The 23,750-nt window shown below is 47.4% G+C and carries 23 protein-coding genes and 1 pseudogene; 22 read left to right on the plus strand and 2 right to left on the minus strand.

Translation table 11 applies throughout. The features are described from left to right. Positions 1-36 precede the first annotated feature (36 nt). From BLU30_RS10970 to BLU30_RS11005, 8 genes and pseudogenes are all read left to right on the plus strand, one after another. The gene (locus tag BLU30_RS10970; protein WP_143024237.1) at positions 37-2,976 is read left to right on the plus strand and encodes a hypothetical protein; all 2,940 of its coding nucleotides are present in this window, start codon (positions 37-39) and stop codon (positions 2,974-2,976) included. 15 nt (positions 2,977-2,991) lie between these two features. Next, entirely contained in the window at positions 2,992-3,525 is a 534-nt protein-coding gene (locus tag BLU30_RS10975; protein ID WP_090246357.1) for a hypothetical protein, read from the plus strand. A gap of 20 nt (positions 3,526-3,545) precedes the next feature. Further along, positions 3,546-4,025: a hypothetical protein gene (locus BLU30_RS10980; RefSeq protein ID WP_090246358.1), complete on the plus strand. Its 480-nt coding sequence runs from the start codon at positions 3,546-3,548 to the stop codon at positions 4,023-4,025. Between the two features lie 211 nt (positions 4,026-4,236). Beyond that, positions 4,237-4,782, plus strand: a complete 546-nt coding sequence (locus BLU30_RS10985; RefSeq protein WP_090246360.1) for a hypothetical protein — start codon at positions 4,237-4,239, stop codon at positions 4,780-4,782. Positions 4,783-4,932: 150 nt separating this feature from the next. Next, a pseudogene (locus tag BLU30_RS14720) lies at positions 4,933-5,499 on the plus strand (TraX family protein); the annotation flags it as partial. An 84-nt stretch (positions 5,500-5,583) separates the two neighbouring features. Next, positions 5,584-6,303, plus strand: a complete 720-nt coding sequence (locus BLU30_RS10995; protein WP_090246363.1) for a LytR/AlgR family response regulator transcription factor — start codon at positions 5,584-5,586, stop codon at positions 6,301-6,303. 1 nt (position 6,304) lies between these two features. After that, positions 6,305-9,226, plus strand: a complete 2,922-nt coding sequence (locus tag BLU30_RS11000) for an ATP-binding protein (RefSeq protein WP_090246364.1) — start codon at positions 6,305-6,307, stop codon at positions 9,224-9,226. Continuing rightward, a complete protein-coding gene (locus BLU30_RS11005) occupies positions 9,223-10,242 on the plus strand; it encodes an HD-GYP domain-containing protein (RefSeq protein ID WP_090246366.1) in 1,020 nt (339 codons plus the stop codon). The genes BLU30_RS11000 and BLU30_RS11005 overlap by 4 nt, the downstream gene beginning before the upstream one ends. 221 nt (positions 10,243-10,463) lie before the next feature. Here BLU30_RS11005 and BLU30_RS11010 read toward each other — a convergent pair whose 3' ends face one another. Together BLU30_RS11010 and BLU30_RS11015 are read right to left on the minus strand one after the other, a co-directional pair. Continuing rightward, positions 10,464-10,856 carry an NADPH-dependent FMN reductase family protein gene (locus tag BLU30_RS11010; protein WP_090246367.1) on the minus strand — a complete coding sequence of 131 codons (393 nt, stop codon included), beginning with the start codon at positions 10,854-10,856 and terminating at the stop codon, positions 10,464-10,466. Between the two features lie 17 nt (positions 10,857-10,873). Further along, positions 10,874-11,539, minus strand: a complete 666-nt coding sequence (locus BLU30_RS11015; RefSeq protein ID WP_090246369.1) for a hypothetical protein — start codon at positions 11,537-11,539, stop codon at positions 10,874-10,876. 293 nt (positions 11,540-11,832) lie between these two features. Between BLU30_RS11015 and BLU30_RS11020 the strand changes: the two genes are divergently transcribed. The 14 genes from BLU30_RS11020 to BLU30_RS11085 all read left to right on the plus strand — a co-directional run bounded on the left by BLU30_RS11020 (position 11,833) and on the right by BLU30_RS11085 (position 23,737). Then, on the plus strand, positions 11,833-12,417 hold the full coding sequence (locus BLU30_RS11020) for an ANTAR domain-containing response regulator (protein WP_090246370.1): 585 nt from the start codon (positions 11,833-11,835) through the stop codon (positions 12,415-12,417). Position 12,418: 1 nt separating this feature from the next. Next, positions 12,419-13,831, plus strand: a complete 1,413-nt coding sequence (locus BLU30_RS11025) for a sensor histidine kinase (RefSeq protein ID WP_090246372.1) — start codon at positions 12,419-12,421, stop codon at positions 13,829-13,831. 141 nt (positions 13,832-13,972) lie between these two features. Beyond that, positions 13,973-15,400, plus strand: coding sequence for an ethanolamine ammonia-lyase reactivating factor EutA (locus BLU30_RS11030; protein WP_090246374.1), 1,428 nt, complete (start codon positions 13,973-13,975; stop codon positions 15,398-15,400). A 30-nt stretch (positions 15,401-15,430) separates the two neighbouring features. After that, positions 15,431-16,798: an ethanolamine ammonia-lyase subunit EutB gene (locus BLU30_RS11035; protein WP_090246375.1), complete on the plus strand. Its 1,368-nt coding sequence runs from the start codon at positions 15,431-15,433 to the stop codon at positions 16,796-16,798. A 16-nt stretch (positions 16,799-16,814) separates the two neighbouring features. Next, positions 16,815-17,705 carry an ethanolamine ammonia-lyase subunit EutC gene (gene eutC, locus BLU30_RS11040; protein ID WP_422717900.1) on the plus strand — a complete coding sequence of 297 codons (891 nt, stop codon included), beginning with the start codon at positions 16,815-16,817 and terminating at the stop codon, positions 17,703-17,705. A 9-nt stretch (positions 17,706-17,714) separates the two neighbouring features. Next, complete coding sequence (eutL, locus tag BLU30_RS11045) at positions 17,715-18,368, plus strand: ethanolamine utilization microcompartment protein EutL (RefSeq protein ID WP_090246378.1); 654 nt, start codon at positions 17,715-17,717, stop codon at positions 18,366-18,368. Between the two features lie 33 nt (positions 18,369-18,401). Then, positions 18,402-19,877 carry an acetaldehyde dehydrogenase (acetylating) gene (locus tag BLU30_RS11050; RefSeq protein ID WP_090246380.1) on the plus strand — a complete coding sequence of 492 codons (1,476 nt, stop codon included), beginning with the start codon at positions 18,402-18,404 and terminating at the stop codon, positions 19,875-19,877. A gap of 28 nt (positions 19,878-19,905) precedes the next feature. Next, the gene (locus tag BLU30_RS11055; protein WP_090246382.1) at positions 19,906-20,205 is read left to right on the plus strand and encodes a BMC domain-containing protein; all 300 of its coding nucleotides are present in this window, start codon (positions 19,906-19,908) and stop codon (positions 20,203-20,205) included. Position 20,206: 1 nt separating this feature from the next. Then, positions 20,207-20,488, plus strand: a complete 282-nt coding sequence (locus tag BLU30_RS11060) for a BMC domain-containing protein (protein WP_090246383.1) — start codon at positions 20,207-20,209, stop codon at positions 20,486-20,488. A 19-nt stretch (positions 20,489-20,507) separates the two neighbouring features. After that, positions 20,508-21,269: an ATP-binding protein gene (locus BLU30_RS11065; RefSeq protein WP_090246385.1), complete on the plus strand. Its 762-nt coding sequence runs from the start codon at positions 20,508-20,510 to the stop codon at positions 21,267-21,269. Between the two features lie 9 nt (positions 21,270-21,278). Beyond that, complete coding sequence (gene pduL / locus BLU30_RS11070; RefSeq protein WP_090246386.1) at positions 21,279-21,890, plus strand: phosphate propanoyltransferase; 612 nt, start codon at positions 21,279-21,281, stop codon at positions 21,888-21,890. A 13-nt stretch (positions 21,891-21,903) separates the two neighbouring features. Beyond that, positions 21,904-22,728, plus strand: a complete 825-nt coding sequence (eutJ, locus tag BLU30_RS11075) for an ethanolamine utilization protein EutJ (RefSeq protein ID WP_090246388.1) — start codon at positions 21,904-21,906, stop codon at positions 22,726-22,728. 9 nt (positions 22,729-22,737) lie between these two features. Next, positions 22,738-23,451, plus strand: a complete 714-nt coding sequence (locus BLU30_RS11080) for a hypothetical protein (RefSeq protein ID WP_090246390.1) — start codon at positions 22,738-22,740, stop codon at positions 23,449-23,451. Positions 23,452-23,455: 4 nt separating this feature from the next. Then, positions 23,456-23,737: a EutN/CcmL family microcompartment protein gene (locus BLU30_RS11085; protein ID WP_090246393.1), complete on the plus strand. Its 282-nt coding sequence runs from the start codon at positions 23,456-23,458 to the stop codon at positions 23,735-23,737. Positions 23,738-23,750: the final 13 nt, after the last annotated feature.

A 23,750-nucleotide genomic window follows, 5' to 3' on the forward strand; every position in this document is an offset into this window, starting at 1 on the left:
TCTGGCGTTGTCATTAATGCTGATACGAGTAAACCGATGGCTGATGTTGTTTATAATAGTGGCAAATCAACGAAATTTATCAATAAAACAGATGGGACTTTCTCAGAAGTTCAATTGCCAGATAACAGTAAAGTTGAAGCCGATGAAATTGAAAGGGCACACATTCTAAAGGATAAAAGCATAAAGATTTTCTATAACGACAAGAAGACACAACAAAAGCTCGTTATACATATTTCTGCGACTGGTGAAATGACAAAAGCAAAGGCATACCCGCAGTCAATGACTTTGAATGGTCTTGCATACGGGGGGAAATATGAAAAATCGAAGTTGATTTTAGATACTACAACGTTCAAAATCAAGAGTTGCGATGTACGTGTGGGTATCATGTATCACAATTATTTCATCAATAGACCTTACTATACCATCTTTGCTATAAAAAAAGGGACACCGCTGACACAAGTGAATGAGGTGAATAAGAAAGACAAACTGATGGAGGTGTTGGGAACAGATAATGTTGCACTTGATGATTATAAGAAAATTGAAGAATACAATTTTGCAGAAGGAGATATGATTCAAATTCTTTGTCCGGAAGGTAAGTTCCAACTTGGGGATAGTGAAGGTAAAGATCCGCTTGCTGAAGTTGTTGGAGGGGAAAAAGGGAATAATTCGATTTATGAACTGACAGCGAATGGATTTAAAGAAATTTACAATGAAAAGCCGACGATTTCCGGGAATGAAACACCCTTGTACGGAAAATACAACCAAGCGACATGGGGAACCATAGCAGGACAGGAAGAAATTCTTCATCCCTATTACAACGGAATAGAATTTAAGGATGACCGCGATATGGCTGGGGAGTATGTTGGTGGAGGGTTCAAGATAACAAAGAAAGATGGAAAAACAACCTTTGGCGTAACCAACGGACCAGCAAGTAACACAACACCAGGTGTTTGGGAAGCAAAATATGATGTGACTGATGCCTGGGGACGTGTGGGCGATACTAAAACCAGACAAATCGTTCAGCTGCCCAATATCGATGGAAAAATAAGTATTGAAGAAATGGTGCCTAAAATGAATGAAGGGAAAGTGGTTCCTGGATTCGTAGATTTTCCTGATGCAGTGGTAAATAGCGATCTCAAAACGGTTACACTCCCATCCCAAATTGTTATCAACGCTGACTTGAAGCTATCACCCATTTGTATTAAATATGAAAATGAGACTACCACAGAATTTAAAAATAATGCTAATGGCGCTTTCGAGGTAGTTGCACTGCCAGATGGTGGAAAGATAGGTGCTGATCAGATTAGTGCAGTGACAATAAAGGCTGATAAGAGTGTTAGTATTGCAACGAAATATCGGAATGCCCAAAATAACGAAGTATCATTAACGATTTCGTCAGAAGGTGTAGTGAATTATCCCTTAGGGGTGAGTGTTGAATATGTACGGTTTAAAAATGGTGAAGGTTATATAGATATTCCCAGTACTTATGATGGGTCAGTTGATAAGTATATCCGCCCTGGAAAAGAAGCTGAATTGGAGTTGAAATATGTTAATCTGATTCCGACTGGCGTTGATATTACTGGACAATTTAAAGTTAATGATTTGAAGATTGGAGATACCTGGTGTGATATAACCTCAGTATTGGTTCGTGGTCAGGATTACTCTGATCAGCTGCCAGAGAAGGGGAATGGTCAGACTATCGCTGAAAGGACATTCACAGGGGTTATTCCTGGGGATAGTAACACATCGTGCAATATCAATTTAAAGGTAATTATCCCAGAGTCCGTATCATTGGACATCACTCAGGCACTGGATCAGAAGCTGCCATTATTAACCTTTATTGCTTCTTTTGAGGGTGGAAATATTATTGGCAATACGCCATTGACACAGACAATGGCAGTTATTACTCACCCGATAGCAAAGGGAAAAAATTTGGTCTGGAATGATATGGATACAAGTTTGCCAGCAGGTTATGCGAAAGATAATTTAGGATTGGCTCGGTGCTATGATGATGTTAATTTTCATAGGCTTTCAGAATCGTCAACAGCGAGCGGTTTGAAATGTATAGAAGAAAAGTATCGAGTATATAATTTTGCAACACAAAAATGGGCCGATTCAAGCCAGCATGATTTTGAGGCATTAAATAATGGTATGGCCGTATATGGCTATGAATTTACAGTAAAAGACAGTCGTCGAGAAAAACAGATTACCGAGGAAGAGGATGCGTTAAAAACGACCGCCTATGGAAAACTGTTTGTAGCAGAGTTTGTAACCCACAGCACGGATGAGAGTACCTTTATTTTAACAAATGATATAACGCTTAACTTATCGGAAACACAAATCGCTTATTTGGGGGAACAAGGAGTAAAAAATGAGATTAAGAAACAGCTGGAGGTTAAAGGCATCATTGATAAAGGTGGTGAATCACTTGAACTCGCTGATGTAACTGTGGATTGCAGCACCTTAGATTACAGTAATCCAGTACCGAAAACGTACATGTGTTCACTTAGCCTAGGGTCAGGAGACGGCGAGGCAGACCAAAGCTTTCTTTTAAGAGTTCAAAAAAATTCATGGAGTTATAATACCAAAGATCGAACCGAAGAAAATGGGGCGTCTGGCTTTATCGTCATCCCTAAATCCATTGAGTTAAAAAGAAGTGAACCAGGGATGCTGGCGGCAACAGATGAAATTTTCTTTGCAAATTATCAAAATGCTACGGATGTTGTCTATAATTTGTCTGTTGATAAGACCTTTAATCTTGTAAAGGAATCGGATGTGACAAATCAGGTAGAGGTAAATACTTCAGCTGATGGGTCGACGGAACAAACGGATAATAAACTCAGCATTGGTGAAATAAGAAATACGAATGGGCAAGGAAATGGCAAAATAATTAATTTCTCGGCATCCAGTACCCAGGCAGATTACTCCAAGGGTAGATGGACCGGAAATGTTACGTTTTATTTGGATAGAAATTAAAAAGGAGGAAAACGGGTGAAGATAAGGTGGGTAATTGTTTTGGGGATCCTTGTGTTAACCGGCTTAAGCTTTATATGTATCGCTTCGCTGGCCATCATCATGGGGCATGCCCAAAGTGAAATAGGCATACCGGTTTCTTATGTAAAAGAGGAAAGTGATGCGTATGCCCTATCGGTAGAAGTCCGTGGCGACGGTGAGATTTGTTGCAAGGATGGTTCTGAGGATGATATCCTGCGGCGTTCACAGAAGGTGTACTTGTTGAAAGTGGATGAAGAAGCGTCTTTTAAATTATATCCGGATAAGGGGGATGGCATAAAATCCATTACCCTGGATGATAAAGACATTACCAATAGCATTGCAAATGATCGGGTTATTATTAAGGGGCAAGAAAAGCCACAGCACTTATTGATTGTGTTTAATAGTAATCAATCAAGTGTTCGAACCGGTATCACAGGATTTCTCGGTCAAAGGGAATCAACAGTTATACTGGCATTTTTAGCAATCTCGACGGTTGTATTTCTAGGCAAAAGAAAAATATTCAAGAAGTAAAAAATAGGGGAGTGTAGTTCATGTTAAATGAAAAGAAGAAGTTTATTATTGTGGCGGTTGCCTTATTACTTATAATGCTCGCGTGTGGAGTATGGTTTGCTCTCCAAAACCGCAGTATCGATATTGATCCGAATGCGGGGAATTATGAGTCTTCATTAAAACGGCCGGAGAACATCGGCCAGTCAAAAATACTGATTCCTGGCTATGGTGAATGGACGATGAAAAAAGGGAGCGATACCATTGAAAGTGTATTGTTCAATCCGGAAGGGAATCCCTGTTTCTTTAAATTTGAAATTATAGAAAGAGATAATGGTGATGTCCTATATCAAAGCCGATTGGTACCCCCGGGACAGGGAATATCTCCCATTAAGCTATCAAAGACATTCAATGAGGTGGGGACCTATAATGTAGTGCTGAAATTCCAATCTGTCGATTTAGAGGATCAGAAGACAAATTATAATGGATCAGATGTTGAAGTAAAATTGAATGTAGTTGAATGAAGCCACATGAATTAATTTTTCAATTTCAATAATATTTAAAAGCACATCTGTGTCATTAAATATACTTATAATAAGAAACGGGAGGTGAATATATGATCGAGGCATAAAAGTGTTTCTTAAAATGGTATAGATTAAATAGAAATTGGTATTTAGAAAACGAATGTGAGATTTCATACACAGAGAAAACAAAAAACAATTTGGAGGAATAAATATGTTATTAGCAAAAAAAATGGTCGGAACTATAGCGTTGGCAACAATTTTAGCATCTGGTGCATTATCAATGATGGCACCTGTTCACGCGGCAGAAAATCAAACACCGGTTGTCTACGAGAATCGGGCGGTTATTGATGTCAATGGAAATGGCAGATATGGTACCATTATCCCCACGGCCATTACGTTTACCGATGCCTCGAAAACAGCCGCAGCAGATATTGAGATTGTCGGAGTTGGTGGGTTCTCACTGGATGACTTTGCCAAGTTGAAGGTTACTACAAAGGTTAAGTCTGCGGGTGGATTCCAGATGTCTGGGCCGGTTGGAAGTAGTGGGGCGAAGTACGAAGTAAATATGACGGGTAATGATGCTGCCTTTACTGCAGGAACAGACGAAAAGGAGGTTACGGCTCCACTAGGAATCGGTGCCGGCCAGGAAAAGAAGGTGTCTGGTACAGCGACGTATACGGGAAACGCCAGTACCAAGGGGCAGTATAAAGATACGCTGACCTATACATTTACTCAAGTTGACGCGGATTTAAAATAGGTTTTCTTTTCTTCCTAAATTAAGTTTATAAATGGAAACCCTCGTGCAAATCGTACGAGGGTTTTCCATTTTGTACGCAGTAAGGCAAGAGGCAATCATTTTAAGCTCTAAGACAGTCAATAAAAAGTTGTTGAGGGTTTTCATTACACTAAAAATAGAACTAGGTATGCTTTCCGTTTATGGGGATTTGGAATCTTTGTTACGATTGGAAATATCTTTTTTTCTAAAATTACGGGAACCTCGCTGATTGGCCATACAATTATCCTGACGCTGGCTTTGGGATTTTCCATTATTTGGTGTATTGATACAGGCCGCCATAATAATGGACTAAGGCAATGTATGTTTTATGCGCTATCGATGATATTATTGCTCGTTGGTTTATTGGGAGGAATAGCTTTACCAATTTTTAAAGGAGCAATACAAATGCTGCCAATGATGCTAATATTTTATTTTCTAAGAGCACATCGTGGGTGGATGTATTGTATAATCATTACCTTTTCTTTGCTGATGGCAACACTGTACTTTTCGCAGGATCTTTCCCAGATAGACATGCTTTTTATTGTAAATAGTGATTGGATGCAGTTTTGGGTCATTCCTTTTATTGCACTGTACAATGGAAAATCGGGTCCGAAGAATGCATTTTCTAAATGGTTTTTCTACTTGGCATATCCATTGCATCTTTGGGTGTTTGCGTTAATTCATTTGGGAATAGCATAATTTAAGGATAACTTAATTGACAAAGAAGAAGGAAGTGAATATACTAAAATTAAGGAATGCGTAAGAAAAGGAGGTATCTAAAAGATGCGGATTGCTATTTGTGAAGATAGTCAGACCACATTGCAGTATTATGAGTATTTAATCAACCAGCTCGCACAAAAACATGGGGTTCCCGCAGAAGTAATGCCCTTTCATAATGGAAATGATTTATTGTTTTATTTGGATTTAGATGATAATCCAATTGATCTCATCTATTTGGATATTGAAATGCCGAAAAAGAATGGGGTGGAAGTGGCCAATGAATTGCGGGAGACTGTCGGGTATAAAGGGGAAATCATTTTTCTAACAGGGCATCCCGAAGCAGCGCTGGATGGATATGGCGTACAAGCGTACCAGTACCTGTTAAAAGACCAAACGAATCGAAAACGGTTTGAAGCCGTTTTTTTAGAAGTCGTCGAGAAAATCAGCCGAAGAAAAAAACGCTATTTACTTTTGAAGGGGAATGGCGAATTTCGAAATATTGATGTGGATAGCATTTATTATTTTGAAATCAGGCAAAAAAAGGTGACAATTTATTATGGGGATGATGAGACCTTCGGTTTTTATATGTCCCTGGCAGAATTGCAAGAACAGTTGGAACCTTACGCGTGCTATCGGGTTCATCGGTCTTTTATCGTCAAAATATCAAACATAGTACGTAAGGATGGGAACCTACTTTTTTTAAAAAATGGTGCATCCGTTCCCATTGGGAGGACTTATACGCAAGAGGTGAAGGCTTATATGCAGAAATTAGGCATGAATTAATATGAGGATTGAAGAAATTAACAAGAACCTGACGGAGAGCATTCTTTTCCGTTCTGGAATCTGTGGTATTATCGTCTATTTTGATGATGGGCGAATCATTACGCTCAATGAAAAAGCTAAAAAGATATTAGGTTATGATCAGGAAGGGACCATACCGGATAATCTTTTTAAAATTATTCATCAGGATGATTTATTACGGATGTCTGGTTACTTTCAAGGCGGTGATTCCATCCTGCATGATTTAGAGCATCGTTATTATCGCCGGGATGGCAGTATCGGCTGGTGTTTGGCTTCCAGCGAGGTGATCGGACAAGTTGACGGCGCGCGGATTATGGAGGGGGTTTTTACTGATATTACAAAAAAGCAGCAGGGAATCGAGTCTCTGGAAAATGAAAACTCGTTATTACATGAACTCTGCGACTTTACTGTGTACAATAAAAATGATGCATTGGGCGTAATTGACACTCAGACCGGTTATTACCAATTTTTTCCATGCAATCCCCATGCCTGGGGGAAAAAACGCTATGAGGGTGATTACCAGGATGCTTTGGAACGGTTTTTGCTCAAGCGGGAGAAAGATGGGGATGCGAATCAAAATCTCAGGTTACTGAGCTTGGATGAAATCGTACCGCGGATTCAGGAAGAAAAACAGGTGCGAATCAAAATCAATCTAAAAGAGCGTCGTGGGAAACGCTGGAAGTTGATTGAATATTTTTTCTTTAAAAAGGATCAGAGCCGCATCGTTTATATCGTTCAGGATATCCACGAAGAGGAAATGGATCGTGCGAAACTAAAGGCAGCCATTAAGGACGCCAAAGAGGCCAATGCGGCAAAGAGTGAATTCTTAGCCAACCTTTCCCATGAAATACGGACGCCAATGAATACCATCGTCGGTTTATCGGAGGTAATCCTAAGACAGGATGTCCCAGAGACGATAAAAGATGATTTAGTATGTATTCAGAACGCAGGGAAAGGCTTGCTTGAGATTATTAATGATGTCCTGGATTTATCTAAAATTAAATCCGGAAAATTTAAATTAGAGAATCATCCCTATCAGCTCGAAATGATTTTGACAAATGTATTAAACATGATTTCCATCCAGCTGGTAGATAAAGATGTGTCACTTTTAATGGAAATATCACCAGAAATTCCAGTAACGATGGTTGGGGATGCCCTAAGGATTAAACAGATTCTCTTAAATATCCTGGGAAATGCCGTTAAATTTACCGAGCACGGAAACATTCGTTTACGAATTGGCATCAAAAAACGCAAAAGGAATCGGGTCCAGCTTGAGATTATGATTTCAGATACTGGCATTGGCATTAAAGCCTTTGATATGAAACGATTATTTGAAAAATTTTATCAAGCAGACAGCAAGAAGGATAACGGAAAAACAGGGACTGGCCTTGGTCTGACCATCTCAAAAAGTCTGGCTCAATTGATGGACGGTGATATAAGCATCGATTCGATTTATGGTGAGGGGACTACCTTTACAGTGACTCTCTGGCAGCAATGTGATAGTCATTGGCCGATGCTGGATGTCAATGCTTATGAGGCGGAGCGATGTTTGGTCCTACTGGAGGAGGCATCCACTGCAGAGATGGTTTGCCGGAATTTGGAGCAAATGTCTATTTCAGCGGTTCCCCTTGATTTAAGGGCATTATCTGCCAGCCATAGTTTGAGCTTACCCTTTACATATGTGATTACTGATAATGCCGCCTACACGGCTAATCTTAATTTTTTTAGTGTTTTTCAGCCAGAGCAAATTATCTTGCTCCAGGATTACACCCACCGAAGCGAGGTACCCATTCCTGGGATGATTAAAATGTCCACCCATCTGTTTCCCCTGCAAATGATGCATTTCTTGAAGGGGGAAGAGATTGTAGTGAGTTATCGTCAAAAAACCTTGGAAGTCAATCGAATGGCGGATCTTTCTGGCTTCAATGTACTCATCGTTGATGATACCGCAACCAATCGGATGGTGGCGAAGGAATTGATGCGGCCTTATCATCTTTCAGTAGCATTGGCTTCAAGTGGAGCAGAGGCTGTGGAACGGGTGAAAGCCGAGCATTTTGACTTAGTGTTTTTAGATTATCGGATGCCTAAGATGGATGGGGTCGAGACACTCCGAGCCATTCGACAGATTGAAGGCTGTTCGGTGACACCTGTCGTAGCCTTGACGGCCAATGGTGGACCAGGTGTGAAAGCTGGTTTCTTACGCAAGGGATTTCAGGACTATTTGCCGAAGCCCATTGATGTCTATGATTTGGATCGAATTATGAACGTTTATTTAGGGACCGAAAAACATCATTTTAAGGGAAAGAGTTCATTGGGGAACAGTAATCTAAAGAATGAGGCGTTTCAGCCAGAGGTTTTTGTTCAAAAATCAGGGATCGAAGAGGATGTTTATCATACCTTACTCCATACCTTTAGCCAGGAGCTAAAGGATGGTTTGATTGCTTTGAAGGGTGATCTCGATAGACAAGACCTGCATGAATTCACCATTGGCATCCATGGTCTGAAATCGGCAGCGAAGGCAGTTGGGGCTAATGAGCTTTCACTCATTGCGAAAGCTTTGGAGGATTTGGGCAATCAAGATGATTTTGAAACCATTAAAAGGCGTTTCCCAGTTTTTAAAGAAAAAGCAGAAGAAACCATAGAAATCATTGCGTATTACGCCCAGGAAAATGTCCAGAACAAACGGACGAAAAAGCATTTGGACCATCGACTGTTGGCAGAAATTCGCCAGTGTAGTGAAGAATTAGAGTACACGAAAATCAAGGGAATACTGGATGAATTGGATCAATATCAATATGCAGAGCGGCAGCAATGTTTATTAAATGATCTCATTGCGTGTTATGAATCTTTTGAATTTGAGGCATTGGACGCGCTAATCAAACAATGGAAGGAGGATGATATATGAAGACGATTTTGATTGTAGACGACAGCAGGACGATTTTAGCTTCTGTACAGGATATGCTGTCGCCGAATTATTCGGTACTTGCAGCAAAGAGTGCTAGTATGGCCTATCGCTTTCTTGAGAAAAAAACAGTGGATTTAATTTTGCTGGATTTATGGATGCCGGGAGAAGATGGGCGGGTTATCATTGAAAAGTTGAAGGAGCATCCGCAGTGGTGTGAGATTCCGGTGGTGTTCTTAACCGCCGAGGTTAATCCGATATTTGAGAAGGAATGCTTCGAATTAGGCGCTTCTGACTTTGTCACCAAGCCCATTGTTTGCGAGGTGTTAAAGGTACGGATTCAGCGAATCCTGGAAAATGAAGACTTCCAAAAACACTTGGAACAAAAAGTGCGTGAGAAACAGCGGGAGGTTGAAATCATGGCCTTCCAGGCCATCCGTACCATTGCAAATACCATTGATGCCAAGGATGCCTATACCAATGGCCATTCTGAGCGGGTGGCGGCTTATGTTCGGGACCTTGCAGAATGTATGGGATTTGATCGGACCCAATGTGAGGATTTCCATCAGATTGCATTGCTCCATGACGTGGGGAAGATTGCCATCCCAGAAGCCATTTTAAATAAACCGGCGCCCCTAGACGATGCTGAGTATACTGTCATGAAGGCGCATACCATAAAGGGCGGCGAAATCTTAAAAGATATTAAAAGCCTTCCAGATATTGAAAAAGGGGCTTTATACCACCATGAGTTTTATGATGGCAGTGGCTATCCCTATGGCTTAGCGGGCGACGATATTCCTTATGTTGCACGGATGATTGCACTGGCGGATTCCTATGATGCTATGGTGACGGACCGCTGCTATCGTAAGGGGATGAGTCAATCCCTTGCCTGTGAAAAGATTCTTGAAGGCTTGGGGTCGCAGTATGATCCGGAGATTGGCAGGTGCTTTTGCCAAATGATTGCAAAAGAGCCTTTGGATTCTGAAGAATTGGGCGATGGTTCAGAATCCAATGGGTGATCGGAAAGAAAATAAGGATGGCGGCTGCGGAGGGGCTGTAAATTTCCCCTAAAAAACAAAGGCCTTCTGTGATAAAATAAAATCAATCACAGGAGGCCGAAAGAAGCACTGTCCATTTTTAACAAGCTGGAAAACCAGGATATCCTAATCCTCTGTTCCGAGGGACTCACAGGAATCAAAGGGGGGGATCCGTATTTTTTGCCTGGCTTTTTATTAGCAGACTATTCTATAATATCTGGGAGCGTTATGTTCTCTCCAACCAAATCAATTATTTTTTTAAATCCATCCCTTTGTTTCATTGTACTCCCCAAAGAAGTGACAATTGCTGTTATATTTTCTTTTCCCACCGTCTCCACAAAACTCTTTATACCCGGGGGCATCGTTCCAGCCCATAGAGGAAACACCACAATAATTTTATCCGTCATATCTGGTTCAAGGTAGTCGACGGGTATCGTTTTTCCACTGAGTGCCATCGCTCCGGCCTTCATATAATTTACTTTACCATCCCAATTCTTATGATCATCAATCATTCTTGCTGTGGTTTGATAACGGGATGCCAGTTGCTCAGCAATTGCCTTACTTCTTCCAGTACGTGAAAAATAATATACTTGCATTGTACTTCCTCCTAAAATTATAATCGATCATCATCCATTTTTTCTGTCCGAAAAGAACATCCAACAGCCCCGCATTGGCTGCAGTCGTGAAGGGTGGACTGGCCCTTTATACCGGCATCGGCGCCATAATAATACAGCAGCGAATTAACGGGGATGAGCATATAGCTTTCTGTCATATCCACATCCAGGGGATGGTTTTCCGGGGCTTCGGCTTTGAGGAGCTCCAGAACGGCACCCTGGATTTCCGGAGGGATGCCATTTTCTCCCGGGGAATATTGACAGGTGAGGTTTAGCCCCTGGGACAGAAGGGCGGCTTCAATGATGGCGTTGAGTTGGTTTGCTGCGTTAAAGAGGATTTCACTGACGAGGTGGTCCAGAAGGTAGGCCTCCAAGTGCTGGCCCTCAGCCATTTTCTGTTGGCCGATGGTCTCAAAATCCCGGGAGCAGGTAATGAGTCCAATGACAATGTGGGAGCAGCAATCCACGCCGGGGAGAATGCCCTGGTACTGGTTGGGCAACACGGCGTAGCAGGTGGTGACCCCCAGACAATTCCGGGCTAGGTCGTAAAGCTGGGGGAGGGAATGGGCAGCGTGTTCGGCAGCATTGGAACCGGGCTTTAATTTAAGCTGACGAAAGATTTTTTCCTGATCGGCTTGGATTTGGGGTTTGATGAATTTAAACATAGATGTCTCCTTTGGGAATTATCTATTATCATAGCATGAAATGGTGCTCAATGAAAGGACTCTGTGTCATGCAAACTTAATGTAAGCTTAACCGATCAATAACCCGTTGACGGATAATCAATAGTTTGCTATCATAATGATATCGATACAAATGAAAAATGTTTAGAGTGATGAAGCTCCTTTGATACAAATCAAGGGGGCATTTTCTTTTTTGAAACGGTGTGTTCATCCATTGCTGCGAGGGGTGTGCTGGGGCGATGGATGAAGGATTTCAAATTAAAAGGAGAGACGTAATGGATGATGGAAGAGCAACGGTCATTATTGTTGACGATGAGCCCATAACGCGCATGGATTTGAGGGAGATTTTAGAAGGGAAGGGGTACATTGTCATTGAAGAGGCCAATGATGGTTTCGATGCCATTTTGCTGTGTCGAAAGCATCATCCGGATTTAGTCTTTATGGATGTCAAGATGCCCCTTTTAGACGGGATGTCAGCCTCCCAGATTATCATGGAAGAGAAATTGGCAGGGACCATTATTTTACTCACGGCCTATACGGATCAGAAATATGTCGAGGGTGCTAAGAAAAACGGCGTAGGGGGATATATGGTCAAGCCAATTGTGGAGGGGGCCATTATTCCAACCATCGAGCTGGCCATGGCCAGGAGCAATGAGGTGCAGCAGCTCCGCCGGGATATGGAAAAGGTTTCTGAACGGCTGAAGAGCCGGATTGTTATTGAACAGGCCAAGGGGCGCCTGATGCAGCGGGGGAAAATCCAGGAGGATGATGCCTACGGCTATTTGCGCCGGGTTAGCCAGGAAAAAAATGTGCCCATTCGGCGGGTAGCCGAATATGTGTTGATGCAGACAGGGGGATGAGATGGAAACAGCGAGAAGCCTGTGCCAGCTCCACACCGATTTAACGGAACAGGAAATTTTAACCATTGAGGCCATGACCGCCATCCTTCAGCCCATTGCCAATATGGAGGACGCTGATATTTTCATCGACTGTATCTCCCGGTCCGGGGATGCGCTGGTGGTGGCCGAAGCAAAGCCCCTGGGGAGCTTTTCCTCCTATGAAAACAGCGTTTTAGGTATGTCTGCCCGGGAGGATAATGAACCCGCGGTGGCGAGGACATTCCGACTTGGAATACCAACCAAACATATGAAAGCAATGACCCAGGAAGGCAGGTGCGTTATCCAATCGGTGGAACCTATATTCAACGACAGCAAGGTAATTGGCGTTTTAATCCGGGAGCAGGCCATGGGTGAGCTAAAGGGCCTGGAGACCGAGCCCTTTACCATGGATGGTCTTTACCCCGATGTTTTTATTGAAGATGATAAGCAGTGGTGGCTGGCTGAATATCTGGAAGAGGGCCTGATTCTGGTGGATCGCAATGGCATCGTTAGGTTTTGCAATAAGTGTGCTTCCACTTTATATAAGGAGTTAGGGTATGTGGGGGATATTGTCGGTCAGTCCTATAAAAATGTCCGCTTGGTCAGTATGGACTGCGGCCATTTACCAGGAACCCTGGCGAACAAGGAGACCGAGCTGGCCAACCACTTTTTCAATATTCGCCATGTCAGCAGTGGGAAGGGCGATGATTCCTTCGCGGTCATTATCCGGGATATTACCCGGGAGCGAAAGCAGGAGCAGGAGTTGATTTTAAAATCGGTTGCCATCAAGGAAATCCACCATCGGGTAAAGAATAATCTTCAGACCATTGCCTCCCTATTGCGGCTTCAGAGCCGACGCTCTGAAAATGAAGAGACCCGGGAAAATCTGGAAAAAAGCATGTACCGTATTTTATCCATTGCCCGAACCCACGAGCTGCTGGCGAAAAATGGGATCGACCAGGTGAAGGTGATGGCTGTTATTTCCAATATTCGGGATAATCTCATGCGGATTTGTGATCCTAGCCTTGAGCTTCAGGTAGATTTAGAAGGGGATGATTTCTATATTTCATCGGATATTGCGACGACCATTGCTCTGGTAATCAATGAAATTGCACAAAACTCCCTTAAGTATGCCTTTGTGGACCGGGAGAGGGGAAGTATTTCCATTGAGATTACCCAGGGGCGGCTGTATTCCAGTATTGAGGTGGCTGATGATGGCTGTGGCTTTGATATTGAGAAAGTTAAAAAAGAGAGCTTAGGGCTGTCCATTGTTAAATCCCTGGTGCGGGATAAGCTCCACGGGACGTTAAAGCTGGAGTCCGATGATCGGGGAACTCGGATTGCCTTTGAATTTTCAACACAGATGCATGATGTGCAAAATAATTGTGCCGTTTAAGGCCTTTGAATTAAACTGAATATATAAGGGAGCCTGCAATGGCGCAGGACTCCAATACCTTGGTGAAGCGGCCTGGGCAATGGGAATTGATGAAGATTCCGATGTCCAGGTTTTTTTGTTGGAAAAAATGGAGGGTATCCAGTGAAGGAAGTTATAAAAAGTGTGGGAATCGACATTGGAACATCGACCACCCAGCTGGTTTTCAGTCAATTGACCATCGAAAATCTGGCCAGCAGCTTTACTGTTCCACGAATCAGTATTGTGGATAAAGCGGTGTTTTATCGATCACAAATTTATTTCACCCCCCTTAAGGCAGAGGATGAGATCGACGCGGAGGCGGTAAAGGCCTTGATTTTGAAGGAGTACGCAGCGGCAGGGATTTCGCCCGGAGATTTAAAAACCGGAGCCGTCATCATTACCGGGGATACCGCACGAAAAAAGAATGCGGATGCGGTCCTCCAGGCCCTCAGTGAAATGGCCGGAAATTTTGTGGTGGCCACCGCCGGCCCGGATTTGGAGTCCGTCCTTTCGGCTCGGGGGGCCGGGACGGATGTACTGTCCCAAGAACATCACAATTGTGTGGCAAATATTGACATTGGCGGGGGTACGAGCAACATCGCCGTCTTTGATCAGGGTAAGCTGGTGGGGACCACCTGCCTGGATATTGGGGGACGGCTGGTGCGTGTTGAGGAGGGACGAATCAGTGGGATTTACCATAAGCTCAAGGCCCTGGCCCTGGAACACGGACTTCCCCTCGAAATGGATAGGAATGCCGATGCTGATGTTCTGGGGCAGCTGTGCCGGCTGATGGCGGACCATTTAGCTGAGGCCCTGGGGCTGATGCCCAGGGAGCCGGACCATGGACGGCTGTATACCAACGATGGTCCCCCCCTGCCAGAGGGACTGAAAATCGATGCCCTCACCCTTTCCGGAGGGGTAGCAGACTGCATGGGACAGGAGACACAGGAGGATTTTTGTTATGGGGATATTGGGATTTTACTGGGGGAGGCCATTGAAAGCCATCCGGCCTTTCAAAAGGTGGCGCGATACCCCGCCCGGGAGACAATCCGGGCGACGGTGGTGGGAGCCGGCAGCCATACCATGAATGTCAGCGGAAGCACCATCCATTATGTGGAGGCGGTCCTTCCCATGAAGAATATCCCGATTTTAAAGCTTTCCGATGAAGAGGAAGCCACCATCCCCGGCTTAATCCTGGGAATTAAGCGTCGCCTCCCCCTGTTCATCCAGGGGGATGGGCCGGGTCCTGTGGCCATTGCCCTATCGGCATCGGCCTATGAAAGCTTCCATGACATTCAGGCATTGGCCAGGGGAATCCTGGAGGGCTGCGCAGCTGTTATTCAATGGGCGATTCCCCTGGTATTGATTCTTGAGTGTGATATCGGGAAGGTCCTGGGGAATGCGGTGGACAGCATTTTGGGCGGCAAGAAGGACATTATCTGCCTGGACGGCGTCTATGCCCAGGACGGGGATTATATTGATATCGGAAAACCAGTTGCAGGAGGGAGGGTATGCCCTGTCGTTATCAAAACAATGGTCTTTAACACGTAGGCAATCGGCATTAGAGAAGGAGGAAAAACAGTGATTTTAAAAACAAAGCTATTTGGGACGACCTATTCCTTTGGGTCTCTTCGGGAGGTCATGGCGAAGGCGAACGAAGAGAAATCCGGGGATCGGTTGGCGGGGGTTGCGGCAGAGTCTGCGGAGGAACGCGTGGCAGCCAAAGCGGTGCTTTCCCACATTACCCTGGGGGAGATACGGAATAATCCGGCAGTTCCCTACGAGGAGGATGAGGTCACACGCATCATCCAGGATGATGTGAATGAAAGCATTTATAAGGAGCTGAAGAATAAGACGGTGGCAGAGTTCCGGGAGTGGCTATTGGATGAAAAAACCGACGGGACAATGATCCGCCGGGCCTCCCGGGGAATTACCAGCGAGATCGTAGCGGCGGTGTGTAAGCTCATGGGGAATCTGGACCTGATTTATGCGGCAAAGAAGATACGGATTACCGCCCATTGCAATACGACCATCGGACTGCCGGGGACCTTTTCATCACGACTCCAGCCCAACCACACCACCGACGATATCGATGGCATCATCGCTTCAACCATGGAGGGGTTTAGCCTGGGCTGTGGGGACGCGGTTCTGGGTCTGAACCCAGTGGATGATTCGGTGGAAAATGTTACCCGGGTTTTAAAGGCCTTTGATGCCTTTAAAAATGAATGGGCGATTCCCACCCAAATCTGTGTGTTGGCCCATGTGACCACCCAAATGGAGGCCATTGAGAAGATGAATGCCCCCATCGATTTGATGTTCCAATCCATTGCCGGCTCCCAGAAGGGGAACGAGGCCTTCGGGATTTCTGCACAAATGCTTCAGGACGGCCATGACTTAATGCTCAGCCGGGGCACCAGTACCGGTCCCAATGTGATGTATTTTGAAACCGGACAGGGGGCAGAGCTGTCCTCGGATGCCAACAACGACTGGGACCAGCTGACTATGGAGGCCCGGTGCTACGGCCTGGGCAAGCGTTACAATCCATTCCTGGTCAATACGGTGGTGGGGTTCATCGGACCGGAATACCTGTACGATTCCAAGCAGGTGATCCGGGCGGGCCTGGAGGATCACTTCATGGGTAAGCTTACAGGGGTGTCCATGGGCTGTGACGCCTGTTATACCAACCATATGAAGGCGGACCAAAATGATATTGAAAATCTGGCCACCTTGCTGGTGGCTGCTGGGTGTAATTATATCATGGGGGTTCCCCAGGGGGACGACTGCATGCTCATGTATCAATGCACGGGATACCATGAAGCGGCGGCCCTTCGGGAGATTTTCAACCTGCGTCCCACGGCACCCTTTGATGCCTGGATGGAGAAGATGGGCTTTTCAGAAAATGGAAGATTGACTCCCTTAGCCGGGGATGCCTCGGTCTTCATTAAATAGTCAGGAGAGTGTGATGATTAGTGAACAAGAATTGCGGAAAATCGTCAAGGATGTCATCGCCGGGATGGATATTTCAGGAACCCCCCAGGGGATGATGACACCACCTTTGGTGGCAACCCAGGAAGAAGAAGGTTCCCTGACGCCGGGCATGATCCCGGATGTCACCGCCGTCGATATTACGACACAATATTTGGTAGAGAACCCCCTGCACAAGGAGGCCTACGCACAGCTTAAGGCCAATGCGCCCTGCCGCCTTGGCATTGGAAAGGCCGGGGCCCGGTATAAAACCGATCCGGTCCTCCAGTTCCGGGCCGCCCATTCCGCCGCCCAGGATGCGGTCTTTACCGATGTGGATGGGGCCTTTGTGGATGGCCTTGGGGTATTCACCGTCCAGACCCAGTGTGAGAACAAGGATGTCTATCTGACCCGCCCGGATCTGGGCCGGCGCTTAAGCGCCGAGGGAGCCGCCATGGTTAAGGCGCGCTGTGTGCCCAATCCCCAGGTTCAGATTTTTATTGCAGATGGATTAAGCTCTGCGGCGGTGGAGGCCAATGTCAACGAGGTTCTGCCTGCCATTATCCAGGGCCTTGAGGTCAATGGCATCCAAATCGGAACGCCCTTCTTTGTAAAATATGGGCGGGTGGCTGTAATGGATGAGGTCTCAGAAATTACCGGGGCGGATGTCACCTGCGTACTCATCGGAGAGCGCCCCGGGCTTATCACCGCCCAGTCCATGTCGGCCTACATGGCCTATAAGGCCAGGGTGGGAATGCCCGAGGCCAGGCGCAATGTGCTTTCCAATATCCATCGGGCTGGGACCAATCCGGCAGAGGCCGGGGCACATATTGCCGCAGTGCTGAAAAAGATGCTGGAAGAAAAAAACAGCGGAACAGATTTAAAACTATAGGAGGAAAGCGTGAAAGGTGATTTTTTAAAAACGAATGTTCTCGCGACAAAGCTGATTCCCAATGTTAACCCGGAAATGGCTAAGGCCCTGAAGCTGCCCAAAAACCTAAAGGCATTGGCTCTGATTACGGCAGACTGTGATGATGTCACCTACACGGCCCTGGATGAAGCTACAAAAAAGGCTGAGGTCCAGGTGGTGTATGCCAAAAGCTTTTACGGAGGAGCAGATAATGCCAACACCAAGCTGGCCGGAGAAATTATTGGAATACTGGCCGGGGAAAATCCGGCGGAGGTTAAAAGCGGACTGGATGCCTGTGTGGATACCATTGAAAACACTGCCCATTTCATCTCAGCCAACGCCGATGACTCCATTTGCTATTACGCCCACTGCATCGCCCGGACGGGGAGCTATTTATCCAAGGGTGCCGGTGTCCGGGAGGGGGAGGCCCTGGCCTACCTCATCGCTCCACCCCTGGAGGCCATGTACGCCGTGGATGCGGCCATGAAGGCCGCAGATGTCCAGCTGTGTGAATTGTACGCCCCACCCTCTGAAACGAACTTTGGGGGGGCTCTGCTCACCGGGTCCCAGTCTGCCTGTAAATCAGCCTGTGATGCCTTTGCCACCGCCGTTGAATACGTGGCGGAAAACCCCCTGGAGGGATGAAACATCATCGGATAAACGGAAGGAAGTGAGCATATGCAGCTATACGATAAGGATTTGCTGTCGGTTCAGGAGGTTCGGGAACTCCTGGAGAAAGCCCAGGAGGCCCAGGAGGAGCTGGCGAATTCAAGTCAGGAGGCCGTGGATGGAATGGTTAAAAGCATTGCAGAGGCCGGGGTGCGCAATGCCAGACGCCTGGCCCAGTTGGCCTACGAGGACACCGGCTTTGGCCGGGTAGAGGATAAGGTCATCAAAAATATATTCGCAAGCCAGGGGGTTTATGACTATATCAGGGATATGAAAACCATTGGTGAAATCCATCGGGATGAGGAGAAAAAGGTGCGGTCCATTGCCGTACCCGTAGGGGTTATTGCGGGGCTGGTGCCCTCCACGAATCCCACATCCACGGTGTTGTACAAAGCGGAAATCGCCATTAAAGCGGGGAACGCCATTGTCTTTTCGCCCCATCCCGGGGCACTGCGGTCCATTATGGAAACCGTCAAGGTGATCCGCCAAGCCATTGCAGAAGGGGGTGGGAACGAGGATTTAGTATCCTGTATTACCATCCCTACCATGCAGGCCACGGATCATTTAATGAAGCACCCCATCGTTTCCATGATTCTGGCCACCGGAGGGTCTGCCATGGTTCGGGCCGCTTATTCATCGGGGACACCAGCCATTGGCGTGGGCCCTGGAAACGGCCCGGCCTATATTGAAAAAACCGCGGATATTCCAGCGGCTGTATCTCAGATTATGGATTCCAAGACCTTTGATAATGGAACCATTTGTGCCTCAGAGCAATCCGTCATCTGTGAGGATGCCCTGGCACCCCAGGTTCAAAAGGAAATGGAGGCCCAGGGGGCCTACTTTCTGGACGATGACCAGCAGCGGCAATTGGGGGCCTTTATCCTAAGGGCCAATGGGACCATGAACCCCATGATCGTGGGGAAGGATGTCCAAACCATTGCTGAGCTTTCAGGACTGACCATCCCAAAGGATGTCCGGGTTCTGGTGGCCCGGGAGGATGGTGTGGGCCGGGGACATCCCTATTCCAATGAAAAGCTGACACCCATTCTGGCTTTCTTTACCGCACCAGGGTATCAGGAAGTTTGTGAAATGTGCCAGGAAATTCTGCACTACGAGGGTGCAGGCCACACCTTTGCCATCCATACCCAGGATGAGGCCATGGTGGACTACTTTGCAGCCCGGATTCCGGCTTCCCGGATTATTGTCAATTCCCCCAGTGCCCTGGGGGGAATCGGAGCGACCACTGGCCTTATGCCGGCGCTCACCCTGGGGTGCGGTGCCATTGGCGGCAGTGCGACCTCTGAAAATGTTGGCCCCCAGAATCTCATGGATATCCGTCATGTTGCCCATGGGTGTCGGTCCCTTTCAGAGATTCGAAAGTCTGCGGCGCTGCTGGAGGGTGGCTGTATGGTTCCATCGGAACTCACCGAGGCAGATGTGGACGAAATGGTCGCAGAAATTATCAAACGGATTCAGGCAATTTAACCATTTTAAATAACAGGAGGAAATTATAATGAGCTCATCTGAAGCATTGGGAATGATTGAAACAAAGGGTTTAGTTGCATCCATTGAAGCATCGGATGCCATGGTGAAGGCGGCCAATGTCACCTTAATTGGCAAGGAACGGGTTGGCGGCGGATTGGTCACGGTGATGGTCCGCGGGGATGTGGGCGCGGTTAAGGCGGCGGTGGATGCCGGTGCCACGGCGGCAGAGCGGGTGGGACAAATTGTCTCCGTCCACGTCATCCCAAGACCCCATACCGAGGTTGAAGCCATCCTGCCCCATTTAGATAACCCCATTAAAGGAGAATAGTATGTCGGCATATCAAGCACTGGGAATGATTGAAACCAAGGGATTGGTGGCCTCGGTGGAGGCTTCAGATGCCATGGTGAAGGCGGCCAACGTCACCCTCATTGGCAAGGAGCTGGTGGGCGGCGGACTGGTCACGGTGATGGTCCGTGGGGATGTAGGGGCGGTTAAGGCGGCGGTGGATGCCGGTGCCACCGCGGCGGATAAGGTGGGGAGCCTGATTTCCGTCCATGTCATCCCCCGGCCCCATAGCGAGGTCGAAGCTATTTTACCAAGACTCGAATAGATGGGGAGGATGACAGGGCATGAAAGTGATCACAGAGGCCGCCCTGCGCCAAGAGCTAAAGGCGAATGAGACGGTATACCATTTGGAACAGGGGAAAATCCTGTCACCGGCTGCCCAGGAATATCTTTCCCAACGAAAAATAAAAGTCCTTCGTGAGTGCCAGGCCGTATCAGAAAAAGGGAGGTCGGCTGCTCCCCCTGCAGCCCTTCCCCCTTCGGAGAAGCCACGCTACATCGATGGGGAGACCGGGGCCTTCTTCATGGAGAAGCCGGAGTATATGACCCAGCTCCATGGGAATGTCCTGGTTATGAAAACCCATCCCCGGATTATCTTCCGGGGAAAGCTTGACTATCTCCAGGGTGTCATCATCAGAAACCAAGCCGGGCTTATGGCCAGTGGCCGATGGGGAATACTCATTGAGGAACTGGAGGATATTCTGGAGACTCTCCGCCAGATGATGCGCAGCGAGGTGCTGGACACTCCTTTTGTTAAGGCAACCATTATTGGCCTGGACCAGGGGCAGCTTCGGGCACAGTCCCACGACCCCATGGCGTATTTTAACATTAAGCAGATGGTGATGCCCGATAAAAGCCTGGGGGAAGAATATGCCTGCCTGAATATGATCCGGACAGAAATCCGACAGGTGGAGATCAGTGCCATCATGGCCTATCAACAGGGCAGAACCGTTCATCATGGGGATATTGTGGAGGGGCTGAATCGATTGTCCAGCGCAGTACATATCATGATGTGCAAATATCTGGCGGGAATGTATAACGGATAGGAGGATGAAATGAAGGAAATAATGGATACTGTGTTGGCGTCCATGATCCGTGGAAAGCTGATCCAGATAGAGGTTTCTGCCCGCCATGTCCATTTGAGCCAAAGGGATTTTGAACATCTTTTCGGCGTGGGTAAGGCCATGACCTTCCAGCGGCCCCTTTCCCAGCCGGGTCAATTTTTAGCAGAAGAGCGGGTGACCCTCCTGGGTCCCAGGGGACAGCTGGAGCGAACGGCAATCCTTGGACCAGCCAGAAAGTGCACCCAGATTGAGCTGGCCTACAGTGACTGCAGAAAGCTGGGGATCCATGCCCCCTTGCGGGAGTCCGGGGATACAATGGGTTCCGGCGGTCTTCAATTACAGGCAGCAGGGGGTCAAATCGATGTGGCAGAAGGGGCCATTATCGCCCGCAACCATATTCATCTGACTCCGGAGGGCGCCGACTGCTTTGGTCTCGTGGATAAACAGCGTGTCGATGTCCAGGCACTGAGCGAACGGCTGATGACCTTTCAAAATGTGACCGTTCGGGTGAATCCTGCATTTAAGAACCGGATGCACATCGATATGGACGAAGCCAATGCTGCCGGGATTAGCGGATTTACCCTGGGACGCATCCTGGGGTGAAAGGAGATGGCGTATGTTAGATTTAGAACGGATTGAGCAGCATATTTGTGGTGTTGAGCGATCCATCACCCACACCCCGGAGGGTCCCATTGATCCACAGCAGCTGAAGGTTGGCCTGGATCTGGGGACGGCCTACATCGTCATCGTCGTCCTGGATCAGGATAATGAGCCGGTGGCCTGTGAAAAGCAGGCGGCCCAGGTCCTGAGGGATGGCATTGTGGTGGATTATATCGGAGCCCTGAATATCGTAAAATCCCTTAAGGCACGATTAGAGGAGCGGCTTGGCTGTGAGCTGTTAAACTGCGCCATTGCCATGCCGGCGGGAACCGAGTCCAGCCTTAAAACCCACCGCTACGTAGCTGAGGGGGCGGGCTTCGAGGTGACCAATGTACTGGATGAGCCCACCGCGGCCAATGCCCTTTATCAGATTAAGGATGGTCTGGTGGTGGATATTGGGGGTGGGACCACGGGGCTGGCCTTTTTTGAGGACGGCGTCGTGACGGATATTGAGGATGAACCGACGGGTGGCGTCCATCTCTCCATGGTCCTTGCCGGGAATTACCATATTACCATGGAGGAGGCAGAGCTTCTCAAGCAGGATTACGGAAGGCATGGGGAGATATTACCGGTGGTGAAGGCTGTTGTGGAAAAGATGGCCAGCATCATCTGTCAATACGCCCTGGGACGCAGTGTCGATGCCATCTATCTGTGCGGCGGAACCTGCTGCCTGACCGGGATGGAAGGGGTTATTGAAAGGGAAACCGGTATTCCCACGGTCAAGCCCCAGAATCCCTTTTTGGTGACACCAACGGGGATTGCCATGAATTGCAGGATTTAGGGAGAAACAATGGATGTCAATCAATTAATCGAAGAAGTGATGGCCCGGGTGGCCACACAATTATCAGAAACGGAGCCGTCGGCTCAAAAAAAAGCAGCAGAACCCCAGAAGCCCAGATGGCTGGTCCTGACTGATCCCCAGGGGGAGGGCGGCCCTTCCCTGGTGGAGGACCCGGGTCTGAAGGCGCAGTACTGCCTGGAGGCAGTTTCTGAGGATTCGGGGACGGCTTTCGGGGCTTATACGGGCATTATTTTAAAGGGGCTGCGCTGCAGCACCATGGGCCAGCTGGCTGCTGGCACCGGGGGAAGTCCCTATGTGGAGACCATTATGTCGGCCATGCTTTTGGGGAAGCGGATTGTGGTTCCCCGGGAGGGCATTCAGCTCTTTGGTGTCCCCCAAAATGAACGGGGCCCCTATTGGCGGATTTTTGAGAAGCAGCTGGAGGCTCTTAAGACCCTGGGCCTGGAGGTTTGTGACCAGGTGGAGCTGATGTACTGCCTGGGAAATGAACCCCAGTCCCCTAAGGGATCAGAGGAAATCCCAAAGGAAATTCCAGAGGAAAAAAAGGTAGCTGCCATTGAAAAGCATATTATCACCGAGGTGGATATTGTGAAGGCCAACCGGGAAAAGCCCCAAATTATCTATATTCCGGGCAATGCTATTTTGACGGATATGGCCCAGGAATTCATCGATGACTGTGAATTCAGCGTCGAAAGAAGGTAACCCTATGAAGGTGGGAGAGGTAATTGGCAGTGTTTGGGCGACCCGGAAAATGGAGAAGCTAAGTGGCTTTAAGCTGATGCTGGTCAAGCCCTATCAGGTGGAAATCGGCAAGGGCCAGGGGGATCCCTTTGTGGCCGTGGATACCATTGGGGCGGGCATTGGAGAAAGGGTCATCGTGGTTGGGGGCAGCTCCGCCCGGGGTGCCGCAGAGGATTCCCATTGCCCCGTGGATGCCGCCATCATCGGTATTATTGATGATATGGAAATCCACCGAAGTGATGGATAGGATAGGGGGATGT

The sequence above is a fragment of the Eubacterium barkeri genome (genome assembly GCF_900107125.1).
In the GTDB taxonomy this organism is placed as follows: domain Bacteria; phylum Bacillota; class Clostridia; order Eubacteriales; family Eubacteriaceae; genus Eubacterium_O; species Eubacterium_O barkeri.

Bases quoted from the DNA above. Each gene is read 5' to 3' on its own strand.
- BLU30_RS10980 (WP_090246358.1), top strand. From the start codon at position 3,546: ATGTTAAATGAAAAGAAGAAGTTTATTATTGTGGCGGTTGCCTTATTA.
- BLU30_RS11025 (WP_090246372.1), top strand. From the start codon at position 12,419: ATGGAAACAGCGAGAAGCCTGTGCCAGCTCCACACCGATTTAACGGAA.
- BLU30_RS11015 (WP_090246369.1), bottom strand. From the start codon at position 11,539: ATGTTTAAATTCATCAAACCCCAAATCCAAGCCGATCAGGAAAAAATC.
- BLU30_RS11010 (WP_090246367.1), bottom strand. From the start codon at position 10,856: ATGCAAGTATATTATTTTTCACGTACTGGAAGAAGTAAGGCAATTGCT.
- BLU30_RS10995 (WP_090246363.1), top strand. From the start codon at position 5,584: ATGCGGATTGCTATTTGTGAAGATAGTCAGACCACATTGCAGTATTAT.
- BLU30_RS11000 (WP_090246364.1), top strand. From the start codon at position 6,305: ATGAGGATTGAAGAAATTAACAAGAACCTGACGGAGAGCATTCTTTTC.
- BLU30_RS10970 (WP_143024237.1), top strand. From the start codon at position 37: ATGGCTGATGTTGTTTATAATAGTGGCAAATCAACGAAATTTATCAAT.
- BLU30_RS11080 (WP_090246390.1), top strand. From the start codon at position 22,738: ATGGATGTCAATCAATTAATCGAAGAAGTGATGGCCCGGGTGGCCACA.
- eutJ (WP_090246388.1), top strand. From the start codon at position 21,904: ATGTTAGATTTAGAACGGATTGAGCAGCATATTTGTGGTGTTGAGCGA.
- BLU30_RS11050 (WP_090246380.1), top strand. From the start codon at position 18,402: ATGCAGCTATACGATAAGGATTTGCTGTCGGTTCAGGAGGTTCGGGAA.
- BLU30_RS11020 (WP_090246370.1), top strand. From the start codon at position 11,833: ATGGATGATGGAAGAGCAACGGTCATTATTGTTGACGATGAGCCCATA.
- pduL (WP_090246386.1), top strand. From the start codon at position 21,279: ATGAAGGAAATAATGGATACTGTGTTGGCGTCCATGATCCGTGGAAAG.
- BLU30_RS11055 (WP_090246382.1), top strand. From the start codon at position 19,906: ATGAGCTCATCTGAAGCATTGGGAATGATTGAAACAAAGGGTTTAGTT.
- BLU30_RS10985 (WP_090246360.1), top strand. From the start codon at position 4,237: ATGTTATTAGCAAAAAAAATGGTCGGAACTATAGCGTTGGCAACAATT.
- BLU30_RS11085 (WP_090246393.1), top strand. From the start codon at position 23,456: ATGAAGGTGGGAGAGGTAATTGGCAGTGTTTGGGCGACCCGGAAAATG.
- BLU30_RS11060 (WP_090246383.1), top strand. From the start codon at position 20,207: ATGTCGGCATATCAAGCACTGGGAATGATTGAAACCAAGGGATTGGTG.
- BLU30_RS11005 (WP_090246366.1), top strand. From the start codon at position 9,223: ATGAAGACGATTTTGATTGTAGACGACAGCAGGACGATTTTAGCTTCT.
- BLU30_RS11065 (WP_090246385.1), top strand. From the start codon at position 20,508: ATGAAAGTGATCACAGAGGCCGCCCTGCGCCAAGAGCTAAAGGCGAAT.